18 protein-coding genes are annotated in these 22,718 nt (G+C 40.8%); 6 read left to right on the forward strand and 12 right to left on the reverse strand.

The genetic code is table 11. From position 1 onward, the window contains the following. Positions 1–24: 24 nt before the first annotated feature. A complete protein-coding gene (locus AOC03_RS08745) occupies positions 25–822 on the reverse strand; it encodes an SIR2 family NAD-dependent protein deacylase (RefSeq protein WP_062535157.1) in 798 nt (265 codons plus the stop codon). 33 nt (positions 823–855) lie between these two features. On the opposite strand from AOC03_RS08745, the gene AOC03_RS08750 reads away from it, so the two are divergent. After that, positions 856–1,239, forward strand: coding sequence for a hypothetical protein (locus AOC03_RS08750; protein ID WP_062535160.1), 384 nt, complete (start codon positions 856–858; stop codon positions 1,237–1,239). A gap of 311 nt (positions 1,240–1,550) precedes the next feature. Here AOC03_RS08750 and AOC03_RS08755 read toward each other — a convergent pair whose 3' ends face one another. Continuing rightward, positions 1,551–2,075: a hypothetical protein gene (locus tag AOC03_RS08755; RefSeq protein WP_062535162.1), complete on the reverse strand. Its 525-nt coding sequence runs from the start codon at positions 2,073–2,075 to the stop codon at positions 1,551–1,553. A 272-nt stretch (positions 2,076–2,347) separates the two neighbouring features. Beyond that, positions 2,348–3,328, reverse strand: coding sequence for a hypothetical protein (locus AOC03_RS08760; protein ID WP_062535164.1), 981 nt, complete (start codon positions 3,326–3,328; stop codon positions 2,348–2,350). 296 nt (positions 3,329–3,624) lie between these two features. On the opposite strand from AOC03_RS08760, the gene AOC03_RS08765 reads away from it, so the two are divergent. Continuing rightward, positions 3,625–6,006 (forward strand): type I restriction-modification system subunit M, encoded by a 2,382-nt coding sequence (locus AOC03_RS08765; protein ID WP_062535166.1) that lies wholly within the window; start codon positions 3,625–3,627, stop codon positions 6,004–6,006. Then, entirely contained in the window at positions 6,006–7,328 is a 1,323-nt protein-coding gene (locus AOC03_RS08770; RefSeq protein ID WP_062535168.1) for a restriction endonuclease subunit S, read from the forward strand. Before AOC03_RS08765 ends, AOC03_RS08770 begins: the two co-directional genes overlap by 1 nt. A gap of 371 nt (positions 7,329–7,699) precedes the next feature. On the opposite strand, the gene AOC03_RS08775 is transcribed toward AOC03_RS08770, so the two are convergent. Continuing rightward, the gene (locus AOC03_RS08775) at positions 7,700–8,065 is read right to left on the reverse strand and encodes a hypothetical protein (protein WP_062535170.1); all 366 of its coding nucleotides are present in this window, start codon (positions 8,063–8,065) and stop codon (positions 7,700–7,702) included. A gap of 538 nt (positions 8,066–8,603) precedes the next feature. Between AOC03_RS08775 and AOC03_RS08780 the strand changes: the two genes are divergently transcribed. Genes AOC03_RS08780 through AOC03_RS08790 form a run of 3 tightly spaced genes read left to right on the forward strand, consistent with a single transcriptional unit; the run spans position 8,604 to position 13,327 of the window. Next, positions 8,604–9,326 carry a hypothetical protein gene (locus AOC03_RS08780; protein ID WP_062535172.1) on the forward strand — a complete coding sequence of 241 codons (723 nt, stop codon included), beginning with the start codon at positions 8,604–8,606 and terminating at the stop codon, positions 9,324–9,326. Between the two features lie 32 nt (positions 9,327–9,358). Next, on the forward strand, positions 9,359–9,976 hold the full coding sequence (locus tag AOC03_RS08785) for a hypothetical protein (protein WP_062535173.1): 618 nt from the start codon (positions 9,359–9,361) through the stop codon (positions 9,974–9,976). Positions 9,977–10,030: 54 nt separating this feature from the next. Next, positions 10,031–13,327, forward strand: a complete 3,297-nt coding sequence (locus AOC03_RS08790) for a type I restriction endonuclease subunit R (protein ID WP_062535176.1) — start codon at positions 10,031–10,033, stop codon at positions 13,325–13,327. Between the two features lie 807 nt (positions 13,328–14,134). Here the strand turns inward: AOC03_RS08790 and AOC03_RS08795 are convergent. From AOC03_RS08795 to AOC03_RS08830, 8 genes are all read right to left on the reverse strand, one after another. Beyond that, a complete protein-coding gene (locus tag AOC03_RS08795) occupies positions 14,135–15,157 on the reverse strand; it encodes a hypothetical protein (protein WP_062535179.1) in 1,023 nt (340 codons plus the stop codon). A gap of 561 nt (positions 15,158–15,718) precedes the next feature. Continuing rightward, positions 15,719–16,255 (reverse strand): hypothetical protein, encoded by a 537-nt coding sequence (locus AOC03_RS08800; RefSeq protein WP_062535180.1) that lies wholly within the window; start codon positions 16,253–16,255, stop codon positions 15,719–15,721. 373 nt (positions 16,256–16,628) lie between these two features. After that, positions 16,629–18,791: a DUF3987 domain-containing protein gene (locus AOC03_RS08805; protein ID WP_062535182.1), complete on the reverse strand. Its 2,163-nt coding sequence runs from the start codon at positions 18,789–18,791 to the stop codon at positions 16,629–16,631. A 135-nt stretch (positions 18,792–18,926) separates the two neighbouring features. Further along, a complete protein-coding gene (locus AOC03_RS08810; protein ID WP_062535184.1) occupies positions 18,927–19,451 on the reverse strand; it encodes a hypothetical protein in 525 nt (174 codons plus the stop codon). Further along, on the reverse strand, positions 19,444–19,692 hold the full coding sequence (locus AOC03_RS08815; protein ID WP_062535186.1) for a hypothetical protein: 249 nt from the start codon (positions 19,690–19,692) through the stop codon (positions 19,444–19,446). Before AOC03_RS08815 ends, AOC03_RS08810 begins: the two co-directional genes overlap by 8 nt. Before the next feature lie 2 nt (positions 19,693–19,694). Next, positions 19,695–19,991 carry a helix-turn-helix transcriptional regulator gene (locus AOC03_RS08820; RefSeq protein ID WP_084785820.1) on the reverse strand — a complete coding sequence of 99 codons (297 nt, stop codon included), beginning with the start codon at positions 19,989–19,991 and terminating at the stop codon, positions 19,695–19,697. Positions 19,992–20,119: 128 nt separating this feature from the next. Beyond that, positions 20,120–21,013: a hypothetical protein gene (locus tag AOC03_RS08825; protein ID WP_062535190.1), complete on the reverse strand. Its 894-nt coding sequence runs from the start codon at positions 21,011–21,013 to the stop codon at positions 20,120–20,122. Between the two features lie 191 nt (positions 21,014–21,204). Beyond that, on the reverse strand, positions 21,205–22,668 hold the full coding sequence (locus AOC03_RS08830) for a tyrosine-type recombinase/integrase (RefSeq protein ID WP_062535192.1): 1,464 nt from the start codon (positions 22,666–22,668) through the stop codon (positions 21,205–21,207). Positions 22,669–22,718 lie beyond the last annotated feature (50 nt).

Here is a 22,718-nt window from a genome sequence, read left to right on the forward strand (position 1 = left end):
ATAAATATGCTAATGATGTATTTATTATTGACTGGTCATTTGTTCTAGTAATATTGGCAGCACTATCCCTGCTTTTTCGGCAAGTATGATATCGACGATAGTATCGGACTGTGTGTTAGGATTGGGATTAATCTCAATAACCGTTGCGCCGTTTTGCCGTGCTAATTGCGCCAGTCCTGCGGCAGGATAGACCAAACTCGACGTGCCGATACTGATAAAGACCTCACAATTGGCGGCGGCAGCTTCTGCGGTTTGCCATGCGTCTATGGGTAACGACTCACCGAACCAGACAATATCTGGACGGATATAACCGCCACACGACTCACAATTTAGTAAAGCGACACCAAAGCAAACTTTGTCCTCAGTTGATGCTAAAGGCGCAACGTAAGGCGCGTGGCATTGACTACAACGATTACGCCATAGATGCCCATGCAAATGAGTTACCGTACTGCCGGCTTGCTCATGTAAGTCGTCAACATTTTGGGTGATTAACGTAAACTCTTGATTGGCTGAATGAGCGTTGTGTTGCCACTGTGCTAATGCTTGATGTGCCGGATTGGGTGTCTTGTCTTGCACCAACTCTCGACGCCATTGATACCATGCCCATACCAGTTCAGGCTCACGAAGAAAACCTTCCGGACTGGCGAGATCTTCGGCACGATACTGCGCCCAAAAGCCTGTTTGTTTATCGCGAAACGTAGGGATACCACTTTCTGCCGATACGCCAGCGCCTGTTAAAATACAAATACGCTGGGCCGTACGTAATAATGCCGCCGCGCGTTGCACTTGAAGGATTAACTCTGGCGTTAATTCTGCTAACATGGCTTAACCCTTATTGATAATGGATAACTCTCTATGATAGATGGAATTTGGTGGATTGTCATATTGGTGGCGGTCGTTGCTGCCCTGTGGTTACTGGCACATTCACGTGGCACTAAAGACGGCAATACAGATAAAACCAAAACGCCCTTGCGTGCAAATTCCTCGCGTGCCAAATTGTCATCTAATGATGCCTTACAAAAAACAGCAGCTCTGCTTAAAAAGAGTTTTCCAGATTATCGGGTGACGCGGAAGAACAACCATCTACTTATCAGCAAGAAGGGCAAAAAGATTGCCATGATTACTATTGATAAAAAAATTGCAATCGGTCAACGCCGCTTAGGTGAAGTGCCTGTTATTAATTATCACCGTGCACCCAGTCGCGCACAGTTAAGCGCAAACCTGCAAAATGCAGAATAACAGAGTAGGTTTAGTAACAGTATTGTCAGTAATGATATAAAAAATAGGAAAAGTTTTGAGGTAATACTAGGAAATGGCAAAATACGAGGATTGGTGCGCGCTCGGCGGGAGTCAATCCTATATTTCAAGTAACTGATAAATATAGGTTTATATAATATTATTATTTTTATACACAACAATATGTACAACATTTAGCAGTCGCTACCCCCATTTTTTGCTTATAAACTCTATGAGACAAAAAAAGAGGTAGATTCATAGTTGTTTTGAATTCTATCTATTCACAGTGAGTTGGCACTAATGATGCCAATAGCTTATCGGCAATATTTATTAGCAGCTGACATGCCTGATTCACCGGTATGGTTATAGATATCTGTAACTTTACAACTTGCACCCTCACATTTTAGAGAAAAATCCTTGAAGAAAAGATAATCAGGACTATTCAGATTTTTATAGTGCTTGGTGTACATATTTGTTCTTACTCTACCATTTTTTAAAAGCACGAAATCCAGTCCATTACTTTCAAGTATCGATTCATCACCTTCAGACAGGCTTAATATAGCGCGTACCTCGTTACAGTATGACACCATACCGCCATTCTCTTCCAAAAAATTTATAGCATCAGCTTTGGTAATCGCTACTGCGTTTTGTAATTCTCTGTTTGAGTAAGCGTATATGGTGTTTAGTTCATCAGCGTTATCATATTTTTTCATTGTTATTGCTGCATCACGATACATACGCTTGATAGTGTTTGTTTTATAAACTCCTTCATTAGCTTGTGCATGCGTCGGGCTAATAATAGCGGCTAGTAATGGTAAAGCTAATATGAGTTTTTTCATGGCTTAGTCCTGAGATGGATTATAGGTGGTTAGGGTTAAGTATTAATACCAAGATAAAGACGCGCGAGCGTTCGCTCATGGTTTCGCTCTTTTCTACAGTTTAAAAAGCAGGATATTTTATAAGGTATTGTATCTATTGAATTAAAGATAATTACCATCTTGTTTTTAGCCCAAAAATGACGCATTTAACGCGCGAAGAAACGCGAGATATTTGCTAATAAAGTTTGATAGCAACATATGAGTTACGGTTAAACATTATGACGATTGACTTATTAGTCATAAGGGTCGTAGCTAGGTACACCAGAGAGAAATTCAGTTTTCAAAGCAGAAGTAACGTTATAAAAAGCATCACCTCGTGATACTAACTTATGGAACTCAGAAATATCCTCTAACGAAGATATGTCTATATCATCGATAAGATAATCCAAATAGTACTCATCGACTAAAGCTACCTTTTCAGAAAAAATCAATTCATCGAACTCATTCTCAATTTCATCTCTTAATTTTTCATGCATCATTTCACATAAACTATGGTCACCGCCATGATAGACAATGCAGCCTAAAAACTCATACATATTGCTAAATTCATCATCCAATGATGTAAGTGAGCAATAAATCGCTTTAACTTTATTTAAAATATTGTCTTTGATTTTGCTAGTATCGTAACGTTGGTGACAATTATGAATATATGTATTTAAAAAATTTTTAAAGTTCTCTTCGAGGTTGTTTCTGCATTCATTTTCACTATCATAGTCGTTTTCTAGCTCTAGAATTCTAGCTTCTAGCTCAATAACTTTATCTTCACGTCCATTACTTTTATTTTTTAAGTCAGTAGCTAAATACTCTACACTCTCTTCTAACTCTTCCATCATACGATAAAGTCTAAATGCTAAGATATCGATGAGTTCTGTTCGTTCAAATTCATCGTGTATAGGTAGAAATTCAACTTGCGCGTTTACGTATTCCATATATGAGAATATTAGCAATATATCCCATCCGTCAAAGAAACCTTCAATTTCAAAAGCTTGCATCAAAGCGGTTACTTCGTCAGATCGATAATCAAATAATGTTAGTTGAGGCTTTTTTGCACTGATAAGATGCATTTGATCGGCAATGCTTACTAAGGTCACAGGCAGTTTATACTCATGGATAAAACGTAACCTATCTCCAAAGCCTACGTCATGATTGAATAGAGTTTTAATCACATCTTGGTAAAAACGTAATCTGTCATCTAGTCTTAAATACGGAGCCATACTCGGTCCTTTAATTAGCTTTATAATATTCTTAATAAGTTAGTAGTAATGATATGCCTAGATACAAAAACTATCGCTTAACCGAAGCAGACTCAAAAATAATATTGCAACACTCTCAAACGGAGCATTCTCTACTACATACCACTTATGTGCAATAACCGTCTGTCGTAATTACCCACCATGCCTGCAAGTCACCTATAGACCTGATATAATTCTAAACATTTTATCGGTATACCTATATTTGGGTTTACTTGTATCCGTTTTCCTCTATTAGCCTCACACAATAAGACTCTTCTATGACCACTCATAATTACTCTCATACAGCGGCTTTCATTTGGTCAGTCGCTGACCTGTTGCGCGGCGATTTTAAGCAATCACAGTACGGGCGCATTATTCTGCCCTTTACCTTATTGCGCCGCTTAGAGTGCGTATTGAGTGATCACAAAGAAGCCGTCGTTGAGAAGTATGACGTTATCAAAGACCAAGCCATACCAGAGGAAATGCAAGAGAAGCAGCTGACCCGTATCAGTAAGCGCGCTTTTTATAACACCTCGCCAATGGATCTAAGCAAGCTTGGGCAAAGTGACATCAAGGACAATTTAAGCAGCTACATTCAGGCATTCTCTAAAGATGCACGGGAGATATTTGAGTATTTTAAATTCGAAGAGTTTGTCGGTCAGTTAAACGATGCCAATTTGCTATATAAAGTGGTGCAACTGTTTGCCAATATTGATCTGAGTCCTGAGAAGATATCCAATCATGACATGGGTTTTGTGTTTGAAGAGCTGATCCGTAAGTTTGCCGAAAGCTCAAACGAGACAGCAGGGGAGCATTTTACCCCGCGCGATATCGTACGCTTGACTACTGCTTTAGTATTTATGGAAGATGACGCGGCGCTGACTGAAGACGGTATCATCCGCACCATTTATGACCCTACAGCGGGTACGGGCGGCTTTCTGTCTTCTGGTATGGAGTATGTGCTGGAGTTAAACCCTGATGCGGTTATGCGTACCTTTGGGCAAGAGCTGAACCCTGAGTCTTATGCCATCTGTAAAGCTGATATGTTGATTAAAGGTCAGGACGTTAGCCGCATTAAGCTCGGCAATACCTTATCCAATGACCAACTGGCAAATGAGCAGTTCGACTACATGCTATCCAATCCGCCATTCGGTGTGGACTGGAAAAAGATATCGACTGAAATCAGCGATGAGCATACGCAAAAAGGCTTTGATGGTCGCTTTGGTGCGGGCTTGCCGCGCGTGTCTGATGGTTCATTATTGTTCCTGATGCACTTATTAAGCAAGATGCAGAACACAAGTGTCAATAGTGAACAGAGCAAAGCCAATGAGCAACAGGGCAGCCGTATCGGTATCATCCTAAACGGTTCACCGCTATTTACTGGCGGCGCGGGTAGTGGTGAAAGTGAGATTCGCCGTTATATCCTTGAAGCCGACTTATTAGAAGCCATTATCGCCTTGCCAAACGATATGTTCTATAACACGGGCATTGCCACCTACATCTGGATATTAAGCAATAAGAAAGCAGATGAGCGCCGTGGGCAAGTGCAACTGATTGATGGTAGTAATCTATACAGCAAGATGCGTAAATCACTTGGCTCAAAGCGTAATGAGATGAGCGAAGACGATATAAGAACGATTACCAAAAGCTTTGGTGACTTTGAAGTGGTCGATGCGCGCGTACTCGATAAGCCAGAAGAGGTTAAGTCGAACCGTGGTCGCCAATCGGCAAACCCAAAAGCCGAACCGGCGAAAACCTTTGCCAGTAAAATCTTTCAAACCCATGAATTTGGCTATCGCCGCTTAACCATTGAGCGCCCATTACGCCTATCGGCACAGCTGACGGATAGCGCCATTGATAGCCTACGCTATGCGCAAAAACCCTTTGATATGGTCATGCCAGCGCTCTATGAGAAGTTTGGTAGTGATTGGACGACTGACAGCGATAACCATAGCTATGGCGACTTATCTGCCGTGACAGTTGATGCGCGCGCGATGATAAAGGCAGACTTTAGCGAGCTGAAAGAAGGTCAAGTCAAAGACGTGCTAGATGCCAAGATATGGCAGACGCAACTTGCGCTGATGAATAAAGCCAAAGCCTTGCAGTCGGCTATTGGTGGCAGCCAATCTGATGACTTTAATGAGTTTGATAAAGTGTTTAAGCAAGCGTTAAAAGACACTGGTATTAACTTAGACACCAAAGAGAAAAAACAGCTGATAGATGCCATCACGTGGAAGAATCCCAATGCTGAGCCAGTCATCAAAAAGGCGGTCAAGGCTGCCAATCCGCTGTATGGTGCGTTTAGCTATACACCCGCCCTGACTAATCAACAAGCGGACAAGCCCGCCAAAATCGTTGAGTTCCAGCCAGATGGTGACTTGCGTGATTATGAAAACGTACCGCTTGACCCAAGCATGACCACCACCGCGCTGATTGAAGCGTACTTCGCGCGTGAGGTGCAGCCACATGTGCCAGATGCGTGGATTAATGCCGATAAGGTCGATGCTATCGATGCAGAGATTGGCGTGGTCGGCTATGAAATACCATTTAACCGTCATTTCTATGTGTATGAGCCACCGCGCGCGCTTGCCGATATTGATGCGGACTTGGATGCGGTGAGTATGGAAATCATGCAGTTATTGGGTGAGGTGCATTCGTAATGGCTAAGTATCAATATTATACAGAACATAAAGAAACAGGCTTTGAATGGCTAAAGACGATTCCTGAGCATTGGAAACTAACATATAGTAAATGGTTATTCAAAGATAGAAACGAGAAAGCTATACCTTCAGACGAAATGTTGACGGCTTCTCAAAAATATGGAGTTATACCTCAAAAGCTTTTTATGGAAATGGAACAGCAAAAAGTTGTTCTGGTATTTAAAGGTCATGACATACTAAAACATGTTGAAAAAAACGATTTCGTAATCAGTATGCGAAGTTTTCAAGGGGGTATAGAGTACTGTAACTATGTCGGTGCGGTAAGCTCAGCTTACGTTCCTCTTGAGCCTCAAGGTAGAATAAGCACCCGTTACTTCAAATATCTATTTAAAAGCAGACCTTATATACAAGCTCTTCAAGCTACTACGAATCTTGTTAGAGATGGTCAAGCACTCAGATACAGTAATTTTCTACAAGTCCATATTCCAGTACTTCCTTTTGAAGAAGCAGAATCTATTGGTTTATTCCTCGACTTTGAAACCGCCCAAATCGACATCCTAATCGAGAAACAGCAAACCTTAATCAAGCTATTAAAAGAAAAGCGCCAAGCGGTCATCAGTCATGCGGTGACCAAAGGCTTAAACCCTGACGCGCCAATGAAAGATTCTGGGGTGGAATGGTTGGGGGAAGTGCCGGAGCATTGGGAGGTTAAGAAATTAAAATATTTAATTATTGAGCCTTTGCAGTATGGAGCTAACGAGGCAGCAGAAGAGATTGATCCGACTCAACCAAGATTCGTAAGAATAACTGATGTGTTGCCTAATGGTGACTTGAAAGATGATACTTTTAGATCGCTACCTGAGGAAATTGCTGAGCCATACATGCTAACAGATGGCGATGTATTACTGGCTAGAAGCGGTGGCACTGTAGGTAAAAGCTTTATTTATAGAGATTCTTGGGGTAAGTGTTGTTTTGCAGGATATCTCATTAAGGCAAGAATTGATGAGAGTATAGTTCCAGCGCAGTGGTTTTATTTAAATACGCTGACTGATTTTTATTGGAAATGGATTGAGAGTATTCAGATTCAAGCGACAATTCAAAATGTCAGTGCAGATAAATATAACTCATTCGTTGTTGCTATACCTCCACTAGAAGAGAGCCATAAGGTTATCCTTTATATTAAATCCAATTTAGAAACTTTTGATGATTTAATTAATAAGGCTGAACAAGCCATCCAACTCATGCAAGAACGCCGCACCGCTTTAATATCTGCCGCTGTCACGGGTAAGATTGATGTGAGAGGCTGGCAAGCGCCTGAGTAACCTATAATAAGTAAGGACTGTTTAAGTCGCGAACTGTATATAAGAAAGGGCTATGTGCAGTGAAAGCGAATAAGCGACTTTGTGCAGGATTTAAAAGAGGGTTATTGTAGCCAAGCAAATATATATCAGGCTATAGGAAAGGCAATAGAGAAATTTCTAAAAATAGACATTCTGTTTAGCGGGGTTGGTTTTGTTATCTGTAATGTTGACTTGCTAACAAGGTTTATATCTTGGTTTGTTGCTTTAGTCTCTAATAGACTCCTTGCTTAAGTCATCACCAACATCTTAACGCCATTAGCAGAAGTCAAGAATTGGTAGTTTCGCAAGAAGTCTATTAAAAACAGTAGCAGTGGATTTATCAAAAACCAAAATTACTTTTTACTTTTCTTCTTAGAGTTTTTTTTCTGAAGCTTACTGTATTTCTTATCTTGCTTTTTCTGCTCTTTATCGTATTTTTTATCTCGCTTTTTTTGTTCTTTTTTACGTTTCTTGTCTTGCTTCTTTTGTTCTTTCTTATCTACTTTATCTTGTTTTTTTTCGGACTTCTTATCTATTTTGTCTTGTTTCTTCTGTTCTTTCTTATCTTTTTTATCCTGCTTTTTCTGTTTCTTTTCATCCTTCTTGTCTTGCGCTTTCTGTTTCTTATTATCTTTCTTATTAGATTCTACAGCATCTTTCTTTGAATCTTTTGATAAATCGTTATCTATCTCTTTGTTATTCAAAGACTTATTTGACATGATGATTATCCTTTGTTATAGAAAGTATAAAATATCTTGATATTCGATACTATGTCAGTATTTGCCTTTAGTCAATGAGTCGATACAAATGTACCTCTTAAGAATTTTTTAGAATAATAAAAATAGTGCTTAAAGTGTTAAACACTAAACCTCTTACAAAATTACCAATTTGTTGACTTATAACAACAGAGTTAAGAGGGTTAGCGATGACTTGTGCAAGAGATCTACTGTAGGCTTTATCCTTAATGCTGTTCTAACAGGTATTTTTACGGATACTTTTGTTTTAGAATACTTTGGTATTGAAAATAATATCTCATCCAGATGATAAAGTAGATTTTTATATTTTCTCTATCTATTACGTTTTACTTTTTGAAAAGATACTTTCTGATGATATACGAAAGACCAGCACTGCTAACGCTAATAACGTCAGTTAAGAATCTGTATTTCAAGCCGATATCATCGACCAGATGCAAGCGCATGGCTGGTAATTAAGGAAAATAATTGGTACTTAATAAAAACAATTAAAAGGACTTAATTTATGAAAGCAATAACCGTAGCGGCATTACTTGCCTCAATGGCAGTAACCACCCTTGCCCAAGCGCAAACCTACAAATGGGAAGATGATTATTGCAGTTATAAAGGTGACTTTAATAATAAGAAATATAGCGCCAAGCAAATCAAAAATTCGTATTTTGTATTAGACGGTTTAACGAGAACAAATCTAAATAGCTTCTTTCCACCGATGAGTATTGAAGCGTTAGATAAGTTATCTATGAAAGATATGGATTTGCTGACCGAAGAATATAAACAAGCTAAGAGTGATGCAGAGCGACTTGATGTCGTGCCTGAAGCTAAAGGTTATAAACAAGAACTGCTGAAGAGTATTGACGGTGAATATAAAGTAAATCAATTGACCATTTTAGCTTATCTCAACCCTAGTGAAGCCCTTAAGCAAAGCCCACCAATGTGTCATCAATACATAAAACCTTTATTACAAAACGAATCCGCAGTACAAAGTAAGTGGAAGCAGATGGTTGAAAAAAGTGCGGTATCAAATAGCTATGCCATGTCACGTTATCAGGAAGAAAAAGCCAGTAATCCGGCTAAATATGCCAGAATTAAATTAATTACCTTTGGCTTTGGTAATTGCGTGAATGAGCAGGTCTATCATGCTGATTCTGATAAAGTCTTTAGCAATCAGCAAAAAATAAATAAAACGTTATTTGGTAAGAGCTTTAAGCAGATTTGTGATGAGCCCTAAGGTTTAATTTAAGCTAAAAAATAGAGTTAGCTATGAAAAACAACGTATTAAGATATCGCAAAATAAGAGGCATTAACCGCCGTAAGCGTACTATTGAAAAATGGGGCGAAGCTAATAAAGTTCTTGATATTGATCTGTTAAACCAAGAAAAGCGAGATTACGTTAAGTTTTGGGTACGCCCGTGGACGGATCTTAGTCTTATCAATAGCGTATATCCTGAGCCAACCGGCGAGCTTGTAGCCTTCCTCATTGCCCATTTGATGACTATCTATGAGTCGTGGGATGAGGCTTTAAAACAATTAGAGCAGCCTTATTATCTACAAGCGTGGCTATTTGAAGGCGCTATCAGTCGCTCGCAAATCGTATGCGCTATCGAGCAGCCGATGGACTTTGCTAATGTGTTCGAGCCAGTAGAGGATCAACCGAACGAAGGTATCAAAGACTCAAACCATTACAGTGACCAGACGGCTGAGGTGTTAGACCGTTATGACTGGACGCTGCATCGATATATTCAGGCGTATGACTTAGCTGATCCTTGGGATGCTGAATATGTCGAGAGTGTAGCTAGACAGCAGTTGCTAAGAACACAAACCATAGGGCAAATAGAGTATCAAATCGTCGAGATTGATAAAGTATGGTTACTTTCATAAGCCCAATTTATAATAACTGATCTATAACTGCAAACTAATAATAAGAACCTCGCCATGATCCAGATCAGCACTGCTAATGCCAATAATGTCAGTTACGAAACCGTCTTCCAATCCGATATCATCGACCAGATGCAAGCGCACGGCTGGCAGTTGGGTAGTCCTAGCGGCTATCGTGCTGAGACCGCGCTATATGAGCAAGACGCGCTCAACTTTGTGCAGCGCACTCAGCCAGATGAGTGGGATAAATTTTGCCGCGTGTTTCCTATTGATAGTGAGCGCCATTTTATTGAGGCATTGGTTAAGCAGCTCAATAAAGCGGATATTAACGCCACTGACAGAGCCTCGCGTACTTATGGCACTTTGGGCGTATTGCGGCATGGATTAAAGATTCGTAATGCGCGCTTTAGCTTGTGTCAGTTTAAGCCGGAGCATGGCTTGAACCCTGATATCATCGCCCGTTATGAGAGCAATATCTGTCGTATCGTACCGGAAGTGGTGTATAGCCCACATATTAAATCGAGTGCTGACAGCGACGGCAAAACCGCCAAGCGTAACCGCATTGATATCGTACTGTTTATTAATGGTTTGCCCGTGGTGACCATGGAGCTTAAGTCTGAGTTTAAGCAGTCGGTGGACAATGCCATTACTCAGTATAAGCAAACCCGCCAGCCAAAAGACCCCAGTACCGGTAAGATTGAGCCATTACTGACCTTTAAGCGCGGCGCATTGGTACACTTTGCTGTTAGCCAATACGAAGTCTATATGACCACACGGCTGGCAGGGGACAGCACTTACTTCTTACCATTCAATAAAGGCACAGCGGACGGCGGGGCGGGTAATGATGTGCCGAGCGATAGCAGCCGTTATGCTACCGATTATCTGTGGAATGAGGTGCTGACCACTGAGAACCTATTGGCTATTCTTGGGCATTTTGTGCATCTGCAAATTGAGGACGTTGAGGACTGGGAAGGGCGCAAGTCTAAGAAAGAAACCTTAATCTTCCCGCGTTATCATCAGTGGGACGTGGTGAGTAAGTTGGTTAATGATGCCGTGACTGAAGGCGCAGGGCAAAAATATCTGATTCAGCATAGTGCCGGTTCGGGTAAGTCCAACTCTATCGCGTGGACGGCGCATCAGCTCTCGACGTTATACAATAGTGACGGCGATAAGCAATTTCATTCAGTGATTGTTATTACCGATCGTACCGTGCTCGATGATCAGCTGCAAGACACCATTTATCAGTTTGAACATGCTGATGGCGTGGTCGGGCGGATTAATAATAAAGATGGCGGCGGCTCTAAATCTGAGAAGCTTGCCGCAGCACTGGTGAACGCGCAACCGATTATTATTGTCACTATTCAAACCTTTCCTTTTGTCCTCAAAGCCATTGAAGACTCTAGTGTTCTAAAGTCGCGCCGCTATGCGATTATAGCTGATGAAGCGCATTCCTCACAGACTGGTTCAACGGCACGCCAGCTTAAAGAAGTATTGGTGTCTGGTGAATCGGTATCTAGTGATAATAAAGCAGGCAGCGAAGAGGGCAATGAAGATAAGGAGTTGTCTAGCGAAGATATGCTAGATGCCACGATTGCCGCGCGCCGCAGCAGCCCTAATTTAAGCTATTACGCCTTTACTGCCACGCCTAAAGCCAAAACCATTGAGCTGTTTGGACGCGTGCCCAACCCTGAACTGCCCCCATCAAAAGATAACGTGCCAGCCGCTTACCATGTCTATTCGATGCGCCAAGCTATTGAAGAGGGCTTTATCTTAGACGTGCTTAAAAACTACACCAATTATAAAGTGGTCTATCAGCTGAGCCAAAAGCTTGCGGCTAAAGATAAAGAAGTCGATACCCGCCGCGCAAAAATTAAGCTGAATAACTGGGTGCGCCTACACGATCATAATATCGCCCAAAAAGTCAAAGTCATCATTGAGCACTTTAATAAACACGTTAAAGGCTTACTTGGCGGGCAAGCCAAAGCCATGGTCGTGACCGGCTCCCGTAAAGAGGCAGTACGCTACAAGATGGCGTTTGATAGGTATATTGCTGATCATGACTATAAAAGCATCAATGCTATGGTGGCGTTCTCAGGTGAGGTGACCTTTAACGCTAATGATCCTGATAGCAGCGCATTCATCGGTGAGAAGTTCACTGAGCATAATATGAACCCTAATTTAAAAGGGCGTGATATGCGTAAGGCATTTGATAGTGACGATTATCAAGTGATGCTAGTGGCTAATAAGTTCCAGACCGGTTTTGACCAACCCAAACTATGCGCTATGTATGTGGATAAGAAGCTTGGCGGGGTGGACTGTGTGCAGACGCTCTCCCGCCTTAATCGTACCTATGCGGGTAAGTCAGTCAGCGGCACTTTCGTGCTCGACTTCTTTAATGAGCCTGAAGACATCTTAGAAGCGTTTCAGCCGTACTATAAGAATGCCACCTTAGATGACGTGTCTGACCCTGATAGCGTGTTTGATCTACATGATAAGCTACGTGCCAGTGGTATCTTCCAATGGTCGGAGGTTGAGCAGTTTGCGATTGCTTTTTATGCGAAAAATAAGTCCAATGCCGCCATTAGCAATATCTGCAAGCCCGCCGTTGAGCGTTGGCAAAAGCGTTATAAAGAAGCACGCGCGCAAGCACTAAACGCCAAGATGTTACTTGAGCGCGCCAAAGCTACTGACGATGCGGTATTGATTGCCAATGCTGAAACCGATTATAAGGGCTATAAGATTGAGCAGGACGCGCTTGAGCTGTTTAAAAAGGATTTAAGCACCTATACGCGCTCTTATGAGTTTATGTCACAGATTGTCGATTATGACGATAAGGATTTAGAAAAGCTGAGCCTTTTTGCCCGTCACCTGCAACCTATGTTACGTGAGAAGCTAGACGATGAAGACGAGGTTGATTTAAGTAATATCGTTATGAGTCATTACCGTTTATCTAAACTGCGTCAACAAGACCTAAAACTGCAAGAAGAGAGTGTTGAGCCGCTACAATCTGGCGGCGGCGGTGCAGGGAAGGCAAAGGATAAAGAAGAGGACTTACTATCTAAAATCTTGGCACGTCTGAATGAGATGTTCGATACCGAAAAGCTGACCGATAGCGACTTGATTAATTACTCGCAAACCATCTGGGATAAGGTCAATGAGAACCCAGTCGTCATGCAGCAGCTCGCCAATAATCCCGCTGATAAGGTCATGCTCGGTGATTTCCCTGATACCACACTGGACGCTATCTTTGACAGCCAAGATGCGTATCAAGAGATCACACGCCAGCTGTTATCAGACTCTAATCGCTTGGCACAATTCACGCGGTTCTTGCTGGATAATAAGATGGATGCTTAGAAATTAGTGCGGGTTTTTAGAAGAATTTGGGCTAATAATCTAAGTGTTTTACATAGACAGAATTGAGAGGTTTTTGCGCGAGTATGGAAGGTGAGGGCAGCTATATTTGAGGGTTTTTTAGGGCTCGTTTGGGGTAATAGATAAATTGCTTATTTTGCTAATCTATTTTTCCAAACGAATATTCCGTTTTCCTTCCTAGCGTAATGTGTTATTGACCTGTAGAGGAAAAAATATTGGGAAAAACTTACAAATAGAGAGTGTGTTTTTTCCACTTTTCTATGTTTTAGTGCTTTTTTGGTTCCATTTTTCCATAGCAGATAATGCCAGTGTTAAACTGGTTTGGCGGCTAGCTAGCCACAAAAAATATAAGGGTTTGTAGTTAAAAAACTCTCTATATGATGGGATTTTTTAAGCCGTAATCTGGCATGATAAATAAAAATTATTGTTTAGCTTTTCTTGGTTCCAATTTGTTATAAAGTGGTTCCACGCAAATATCTAATTTTACTTATAATGCAGTTCCTGATTGAATCATAGAGGAACCAGTACTAGAGTTTTTCGCACTAGTAGGTTTCTTTGGTTCCTGTTTTAGCTGGTTTAGCCTTTACTGGTTCCTATCTGACTCGATTTTTCATAGAAAATAATGCCAGTAAAAAGTAAGTTTACCGGCTAGCCAGCCACAAAAAAATACTGCAGTTTTTATTCATTTTTTCATCGTAATTAACAGCCAGATATTGATGCAAAAATGTAGAAAGCCCTTTCTTTTAGAGAGGGCTTTTAGTGGTGATAAGTTGAAAGTATATTAACGATTTATTTCGTTGGCTCTTCAACGATGATTACTTCATCCGCTGCGCTATGCGCTGCACTATAAGAGCTTTCTTGATAAGCATCTTCTACGCTCGAAACTGCCTCAATATCAATATGCTTTTTAGATTGACCTTCCTTGTAAATCTGCTGATTAGTAGATAATTGACGTCTTTGTGCTAACGTGAGTGTCTCAAGAGCACTAGGCTTTTTAGGTGCATCATCCCTATAAAACTGCTTGTTAGCAGATAACTCACGTCTTTGTGATAGTGTCTCAATATCATTAGACTTTTTAGGTACATCTTCCTTATGAATCTGCTGATTAGTAGATAATTCACGTCCTAATGCTGCTTGTTCTGCATACCTAGCGTTTCTCGCTTCGTTTTGTTGCACTCTGTTATCAAGGGCAGTTATTACTGCTAACATCGCCGACGCCCTACCTATGGTTGCATGATAGCTTTGCTGTTCCTCACCCGATTCTGCATATGTCGTTTTTATCTTATAATCAATAGGTACAGAAAAGTTATTACCTCTTATTTCTCTAAATTCATTTATGTTGTATGGCGTAATACCCATATTTGAAAATGTAAATGCGTTTGCGTTCATCATCTTAGCGATTTGAGTCGCCAAGTTGCCGCTTGAATCTCTATTTCCTATATAAGTCACATTCGCCTGAGCCGAACAAGACCAGCCGCCACTCTCAAGCTCGGTTGCTTTGGTAATATAGCTAAATTCAATATCAGTATCATAAACTACGGAAGTATCTAGCGTATTGGAGCTGTAGTTGGTTTGGATGTTATCCACTGCTTGCTCAATAATTTTATCTTTCATACCTTGTATTACCCACTTAGAAAGGCATGGGTTAGCAGTATCTTCGGCTGGATCAACAGTGTCAGGGGTTACTGCATCTAACGTATATGCTGCAACTGCCGCACTCTCATCTGAATCATCCTCTGTTTGTTTCGGAACACAAGCAGTAAGCAAACATACAAATAGAGAGGAAGCTAAAAACACTTTGGTGATCGACATATATAATCCTAGATTATTGCAGTATTTAGCCAAAAGTAGCGCCAGTTGTTAGCCCCACTCAATTTATACACTGGATAAAATTCTGCTGATTGTATCACCGTTATACTGAATAATTATCGACTTTTATCTATAAGCATATCTCAAGTGCTATATGGCTCTTACATAACAAAATATACCTAACCAGATAGAACTTAAATTATTCACCTTTCACAAAAATATAGAAGGAATCATAGTTATAAAGCTATCTATATAAGGCAGTTTCTCAGCCTTAATTTGGTATGATAAAAAATCTTATGTTTATTTTTTACTGATTCCATTTTGCTCAAAAGTGATTCCCTATAGTTATTAGATATTTTCTCTAATATATACAGTAACTGAGTTACAGAAGATTTAATTTGGAATCACTTACCGAACTTTGATTTTTATGATTCCCGTTTTTGCTAGTTTAGCCTTTACTGATTCCCATCTGAAGCCATCTTTCATTGTAATTAGTAGGCGTATATTGCTGCAAAAATGAAAAAATCCCGTTCTAAGAGAAAGAGCTTTATTAAACTAAAGTGATTATTTGTCATAATCCCAAGTGCAATAGGAGGGTTCGGTTTTTATCTTTTTTATTGCTAGTCGATCGCCTGCTAACGCAGATTTAACCAGTTTTCCGCATTCAGAATTAGGTTTTTCCGCATAAAAAGTAGCAATATTACTAGCGCCAACATTCGACAAGCCCATATCACCAAGCTTATTACGCGCATATTCAGATTTTCTACCAGCAGGTGAACGCTTATCAAGCATCAATACTTCTTTAATACCTTCTACTTCCGAGCGTCTGACATAACCTATATCTATCATTTCTTCAATATCAAAGTCACTAACATCGCCATAACCGCATAATCTCCATACTACAGATTCATGAATACGGTTAAAGTAACCTTCTGCCCCGTCTATCAGTCTTGCTTCTATAGCTAGGGCTGCCATATTTTCATGATAGTTATCATTGCCATGTTTAACATCTTTGCAGGTAAGCGCTGCGTGTGAGAATGTCACAGCCATAGATAAACTAATGCCAACGCCTATTTTGCTTAATGCTGTTTGGAATCCCATTTAATAACTCTCTATCTAGTAAATTTTGCTGATTGTATCATCGTTATACTGAATAATTATCGACTTTTATATGCTTATGCAATAAAAAGGCAGACGATTAACGCCTACCTTTTAGCATTATTAATTAATACGGGTCACATATTAGGGAATGTGGGGAAAGTAGGAAAGTATAAGCTGTAGCCCTTACGTTTTAGGTCTTGATGGTTTTCCCTTTTAATTTCCGGCTAGGAAAGTAGGGGAAAGTGGCTTAATTAATGGACTGTTTTCCTCTCAACTTTCCCTTGCTTTCTCGTATCACTAGTAAAAAAGGAAAGCTTGAAAGCTATATAACACAAGGCATTACCTCTTAGCTTTCCTACTTCCCCCGTTTTCCCTACTTAGCGACTAACAATTCAGGTCTTAACTGTATGGTTCTCGCTCTACCACTCACCTTGACCTTGATGTAATTCTCACTTTCTAATACCTCAATCAATAAATCAAACGTACTTTTAAAACGTAAGGCTTTGGGTATGACCTTGCTTTGCACAGTAGAGTAAGCAAGCTGTTTAGCAGACGTTTTATGACAATACTTAATCAGCCAGTTAAGTAATTTTTGAGCGTCATTATCGCCAACCTGTGGCTTATCTGTGTACCTAATGCGCTCACTTATAGAGTAATCAGCAAGTTTTGAGGCTCTATTAATATCACTCGCTGATATAAAGCGCCTACCATCAAAAAAAGCCATGATTGTTGCTATGCGGCTGGTGTTTTCATGTAAGCGTTTGGTATAACCTGCATACTTTTCAAGCTTACCCCCTTTGCATAACTGGCTTTCTTTATACGTTTGATAGTCAGCAAGCGCTTGTCTTGCCTGTCTGTTTTCAAAAGGCATATTAAAGCGTTTAGGCTTGCCCTGCTCATCAAAAGGTTCATTTGCTGGGCTAGGTTTGAGTAAGTCATTACAGCGTTGATGATAGGCAATAAGGCGCTGGTCGCGGTCGGGCTGTGCGTCCATGCGTTCAGGGGTGTTATAAACCAACTTGCCATTCATATTGTCAGGAAAGGCAAAAAGAAATCTTGGCAATATCCCTTGTCCGTTCATGATCTCATTATTTAATGCCGGTTCAATAATTGGGGGTTGCCCTTGCAAGTCGAGTGTAAACCTAACCTCCTCACAGCCTGTCTCATCAATGGTGTTATAGCGAGGGGATAACAGCCTGTCAAAACTGCCACCACTCCATATATCGCATAGTTGCGCCATATTACTACTGGCGTTTTCATTGGTCATGCTGTGACCACTTAGAAATAAAGCCGCCTCCGCTGTTGACCATGCCACATTGTTGGTATTCCCCATCAGCATATTGTCTAAAAAGCCTTGAATAGTACCTGACTTAGCAAAAATGATAGTTTTCTTAGGTGGTGGATTTTCAAGTAACCATAATTCTAAATCTGCTTTTGGCGTACTTGCCTTTGCTGCTTTCCATTCATCGCTTGCTTGCCTATCTGTTTTTCGCTTTTCACTTTGATACTCGATAAGCGCCTTATGACTAAAATCCACCGTTCTACTCTTGCCGCTGCCACTTTCCCCCTCAGTTAATAAAAACAATGAGACGGGCATAAACTTATTACCTAGTGCATAAGGGGCGTTCACGTATTGCTGAATGATGGTCGATAATGCGCCTAAAATACATTGCCCTGCCATTGCAGGGGTTACTTGTGAAAAGTAAGTAAGAGCCGTTAATGCGTCTCTAAGTATCGTTCCCTCATTGCCCCATGCCTCTACTGGATAAGGGGTATCCTTGCTGTCAGGGTCGCTAATATCACCAAGCGTACTCCATGCCAACGCTGCCAAGTCGATTGTTTGAGCGTTTGCAATAACATTGCTCATCAGTTCGCCATCATTCAAACGGTTAATCATGGTATCAACGGTAAAGTAACAAACTGCATTAACGCCTGATAACCGCTTTTCTATTGCGTTCCTATATTCAGCCGTATCTGTAATTTTAATCGTTTTGATTTCTGCAAAGTGTCTTAATGTTTTATCAAAAAGACTATGATTGAGACAAGCCAGCACAGTCACATTGGGATCATCTATAGCTAACACTGTATATAGCGTTACTGCATCACTTAGAGTGGTCACTAGCCACCAGTCGCTATCATGGCTCATTGAACCGATAGTATAGGCACTAGCTTGTGTGGTGTCTGCTATAAAATGCGTATTTTCAGCGTTTGGCATGTGCGCTGCTATGTTGACGGGTTCGGCTTTATTGTTGAGCATTATTAGCCCATAACCGCCCTTAGTGCCCAGCGCGTTATCACCTTTACTGTTACCGCTATGGCTGCTAATATCTGCATGTAGATAGCGTGTGTTGTTAATATGGTTGGTTGGCAGTTCTAAATCATCATGTAAGCTATCTAGCTGACCTAAACTAGCATCTGGTGCGCGTTGCTCAACTGTTGCGTTATCAAAGTCTGCTATGTACTCAGCGAAAGTTAAACCGCCCGTGTCATCACCACGGGCTTTTTCATGGGTGTTTGTTTGTGTTTTAGGGGTCATCTAGTCCCCCTTATCAAGAAACAGTTAAAGTTTGCCTGATTTAACTTAATCATAGACAAGCAATCATCAGATAAGCCATTAATGACTTGATGGTCTGGTTTAGGATTGTTAATTTTTGAAGTCACGCTGATTGAATTAGGCATGATGATGCCCTCCTGAACGATTAGTGTGTTTGAGGTCAAGCATGAAAAAAGGGTAAAACGGGTCATTAACAATCGCGTTCAGACGACGGAACTTATTCCCCAAAAAGGGTATTTTATTAGGTTCACTTAACCCGTCATAACGTACGGCACTGTGTCCAGTGTCATAGGTATAACGATTACTACTTGTCACACTGTTATTCATGTCCGTGGTAACTTGCTGGGTGTTAATCAGGTCAGTTTTAGACACAAAAATAGCCAAAGATTGAGGACTTGGCTTTGCCCCTGAACGTGTTGCTGTGACGCTATGATAACCGCTGGTGTTGTCACTTGCAATCTGTTTTGCAGTGACGGGCTGGCAAGCCACCAATGATGTGAATAAGCCAATAAGCAAGCCGATAGCCACCACCCATGCCATAAAAATGATAAAGCTAGGTAGTAAACCGCGCTTGCCTGCCTGTTTGCCATTGTCTGCCATATGGTGGGGCTTTAGATTATCTTTGATAGGATTATTACCCATGGCGTGTCACCTCCGTTTGTGGTGCTGATAACATGCCGTCTAGTTGGTCGGCTAAGTCCTCACTGGTCGCGGCATTGTCTGATAGCGCCATGATGACCGCACTGATTACGCCACCTGATATCGCGCAATCTACTTGCACCGCTTGCAGTGCCATAGCTAAGTGTGAGGTATCAATCGCTAACAATACTAATTGTTCATTGATGCACTCTAAGTGGTCGGCTGATACGTTGATGTTATTCATGGTTACACCTCGCTAGCGGTTGAGGTGCTGGTATCTGTCGGCAGGGTGTGACTGTCTAGCCAGCCATTAATTTGAGATAAGCGCCATAGACTAGCCCGTCCGATTTTTACGGGAGCTGGAAATTGGTTTTGATTGATTAGATGGTAGATATGTTTAGCAGAGAAACCAGTGATACCACGTGTGGCGGCTTTGGCTGTGATGGTACGCTGTTGACCTGACTTTGTGGTGTAGGTCTTAGAGGTGCGGGCGGGCTGATTGGCAAGGTCTGCCATTCTTAAGTATTGGTCGTTCAATGTCATAATAGTTCACTCCATAGCAGCTAAAGGAATGTGAGGTAATGCCCTGCTATGAAGTGAATGTTAAGTGATAGGGCGGGGTAATAAAGGTCATATGACGGTCACATGACCCTAAAATAATTGATATGACCCTATTTTGTGCTATCACTTTTAGCTTGATTAGCTAAATCAATCCATTTTGCTATGAAGTTTTTAGTGACTGGTGTGCCATGTAATTCCGATGCTTTCTCTATCAAGGTATTAGTTTTACCCCTTGGCGCTGATAAGTTATATTTATTCTCTGTGAAAATAGTGTAAAGCATTCTAGCTACACCCATTTGTGACTTATAGGTCAACTCCTTATCCTTAGGTTGATGGTCTATTTGCTCTTTTAACTGGGCATTGAGAATACCTATATCTTGCTCTAGCCGTTTGACCTTAACGTCAGCGGCTGTCAGTGCTTTAGTATGTTTCTGTATTAGACAGGCGTTTTCAGTCTCTAACTTCTCGATTTTAGACTCTAATGTTTCTATATTGGTTTTGTTATCTATATGATTAATCTGCATCTTATTTAAATACTCTCTTAAATCCGATTTAAGTACACCAACTTTACCATTATCAATTATTATAAAATTTCGGGTATTTTGATGGCTGAATATGGGTGAAACCCCACCAGTTTCAAATAAAATGTCATCGCCTTTTTTAGGTTTGATACCGTTAGGTACATTTCCACGAATGTTGGATGAATCCAATTGATAAATGATGGCTTCGTGTAAATTTATCTCTTCTAAAAAGCCTTTAAAAATATTTACGGCGTCATTTCTATTTCGGAATTTAAAGTAACCCTTCACTTTCATATTAAGCGATTGCCATCCGCTTTCAGCTCTAAACTCCCATGTTCCCCATCCTTCATATTCGAAAACTATAGGTATCTTTTTTTCCTTTATGAATTTAATGATTTTATCTTTATTGAAGTCTCTATTTGTCTTTTCATTCAAATACTCAATCACTTCATCAATACCCATCAAACGGCTATATAAATCCATAATCATACCTTTGCACACTTTTTTATAAAAATAAGGCACAAGGCGCTGACAGCATAAGGGTGCGGTTGCTGTCGTTCGGGTAATTAGTCCTAGCCTTGCAATCGGTTATGACAGCGATTAACGCTATCAAGTTCGGCTTGCCAGCCCAATGCTGACGACAATCAGTAACGCGGTGTTGTTAAATATTGTTGTTAAAGCTGATCAGCAAGCTTCATCAATAATTCTTGTGATACGCCTTTTGATTTTAAATAATGAATTAGCGTGTCTTTTTCGTATGCCACAATCTGCATTTCCTGTCTGCCTCTTTCTGTCATGACAATATTTAATGCTTCAGGACTTAATAAGCCAAAATTAACGGCGCAACCTGCCCGCAAGTTATCAAGATGCCTTGCCCATTGACTCATCATTACTTGGCGTTCAGCAAGGTGAGCGGATAGATCATAGCGATTTTTAACACTGGATTGATCAAGATGGGATAGCTGAATTTCAATGACGTCTTTAGAAAATTTGAGCTCATACAGTCCAGTACTGGCAAGCTGTCTAAAGCCATGTCCGGTCATCTTAGGGTAGGGATCACCTGTATAGCCCATACGCTGTAATGCTTGATTGAACCAAGCTTCACTATAGGTTTTATTTGACTCAAAGTTGTAAAACACATAGCCCGTGTGTTCAGTCAGTGGGCGCATACGCTCAATAATTGCCATAGCTTGCGGTGACAGGGGAATGATGTGGTCTTGGCGCATCTTCATCTTATGTGCTGGAATCCGCCACACGCTTTGATGATAATCAATCTCTGACCATTCAAAGAAGCGAAGCTCCTTAGTGCGAACGAAACATAGTGTCATCAGTTGCAAGCCAGCAACCGTCTGTTCATGACCATTAGGATGGTTTTCTATATAGGTATCAATATGACGTAGTAGTTCAGGAAATTCATGCTGCTCAACCGCTTTCATGCGTTCGGCTTTATGTTGTCTAAGAGCTTTGTTACGACCAATAGCAATATTGATAATATCGTAACCTAGCGTATTGATAGCATATTCAAAGATGGAACTAATCAGCCCCATGCACTTGGGCGCGGTTTCCGAGGTATGTTTGCCTTGCGTTTCAAAGCTCGCTTGAATAGCAAGCCCTGTCTTAATAATATCTTGCGTGGTGATAGCGCCAATAGGGTATGCGCCTAAATGCTTTAAGATATGATTGTCTAAAAAGCCTTGTAGCTTTTGCACGTTCTTGGTCGTGGTCTTAGATTTTTCATCTATATAACTTTTGGCAATGACTTTAAATAAGTCCTTTTCTTCAAAGTTATGCTTGTGCTGGTTTTTATGTTCAGTGGGATCAATGCCATCAGCAAGTAGGGTTTTGGCGTTATCACGTTCACTACGGGCTTGCTTGAGCGTCACTTCAGGTTTGAATGATGCGTCAATCAACTGTTTAGAGGATCTATATGTACCTACATGAAACGTTTTTTGTTTTGATTTAATGTCTTTGTTTGATTGGTAGCGATAAGCCATTACCCAATACAGCGAACCTTTGGGATCATGAATTAAATAAAGGCTGTCACCATCGCTATATCTTGTACGCTTAGCAGGTGCTGATTGTTTAGCGATTGCTTTCACGCCAGTATCAGTTAAAAGATAGTTTTTGCGCTCACTCATGACAGCACCTTGAAAGCCGTATATTATAAATGTTGTATATGTACAACAGA

Origin of the sequence: Psychrobacter urativorans, assembly GCF_001298525.1 — a bacterium.
Classification (GTDB): domain Bacteria; phylum Pseudomonadota; class Gammaproteobacteria; order Pseudomonadales; family Moraxellaceae; genus Psychrobacter; species Psychrobacter urativorans_A.

Coding starts and splice junctions, on each gene's coding strand:
- AOC03_RS08745 (WP_062535157.1), bottom strand. CDS start 822: ATGTTAGCAGAATTAACGCCAGAGTTAATCCTTCAAGTGCAACGCGCG.
- AOC03_RS08750 (WP_062535160.1), top strand. CDS start 856: ATGATAGATGGAATTTGGTGGATTGTCATATTGGTGGCGGTCGTTGCT.
- AOC03_RS08755 (WP_062535162.1), bottom strand. CDS start 2,075: ATGAAAAAACTCATATTAGCTTTACCATTACTAGCCGCTATTATTAGC.
- AOC03_RS08760 (WP_062535164.1), bottom strand. CDS start 3,328: ATGGCTCCGTATTTAAGACTAGATGACAGATTACGTTTTTACCAAGAT.
- AOC03_RS08765 (WP_062535166.1), top strand. CDS start 3,625: ATGACCACTCATAATTACTCTCATACAGCGGCTTTCATTTGGTCAGTC.
- AOC03_RS08770 (WP_062535168.1), top strand. CDS start 6,006: ATGGCTAAGTATCAATATTATACAGAACATAAAGAAACAGGCTTTGAA.
- AOC03_RS08775 (WP_062535170.1), bottom strand. CDS start 8,065: ATGTCAAATAAGTCTTTGAATAACAAAGAGATAGATAACGATTTATCA.
- AOC03_RS08780 (WP_062535172.1), top strand. CDS start 8,604: ATGAAAGCAATAACCGTAGCGGCATTACTTGCCTCAATGGCAGTAACC.
- AOC03_RS08785 (WP_062535173.1), top strand. CDS start 9,359: ATGAAAAACAACGTATTAAGATATCGCAAAATAAGAGGCATTAACCGC.
- AOC03_RS08790 (WP_062535176.1), top strand. CDS start 10,031: ATGATCCAGATCAGCACTGCTAATGCCAATAATGTCAGTTACGAAACC.
- AOC03_RS08795 (WP_062535179.1), bottom strand. CDS start 15,157: ATGTCGATCACCAAAGTGTTTTTAGCTTCCTCTCTATTTGTATGTTTG.
- AOC03_RS08800 (WP_062535180.1), bottom strand. CDS start 16,255: ATGGGATTCCAAACAGCATTAAGCAAAATAGGCGTTGGCATTAGTTTA.
- AOC03_RS08805 (WP_062535182.1), bottom strand. CDS start 18,791: ATGACCCCTAAAACACAAACAAACACCCATGAAAAAGCCCGTGGTGAT.
- AOC03_RS08810 (WP_062535184.1), bottom strand. CDS start 19,451: ATGGGTAATAATCCTATCAAAGATAATCTAAAGCCCCACCATATGGCA.
- AOC03_RS08815 (WP_062535186.1), bottom strand. CDS start 19,692: ATGAATAACATCAACGTATCAGCCGACCACTTAGAGTGCATCAATGAA.
- AOC03_RS08820 (WP_084785820.1), bottom strand. CDS start 19,991: ATGACATTGAACGACCAATACTTAAGAATGGCAGACCTTGCCAATCAG.
- AOC03_RS08825 (WP_062535190.1), bottom strand. CDS start 21,013: ATGGATTTATATAGCCGTTTGATGGGTATTGATGAAGTGATTGAGTAT.
- AOC03_RS08830 (WP_062535192.1), bottom strand. CDS start 22,668: ATGAGTGAGCGCAAAAACTATCTTTTAACTGATACTGGCGTGAAAGCA.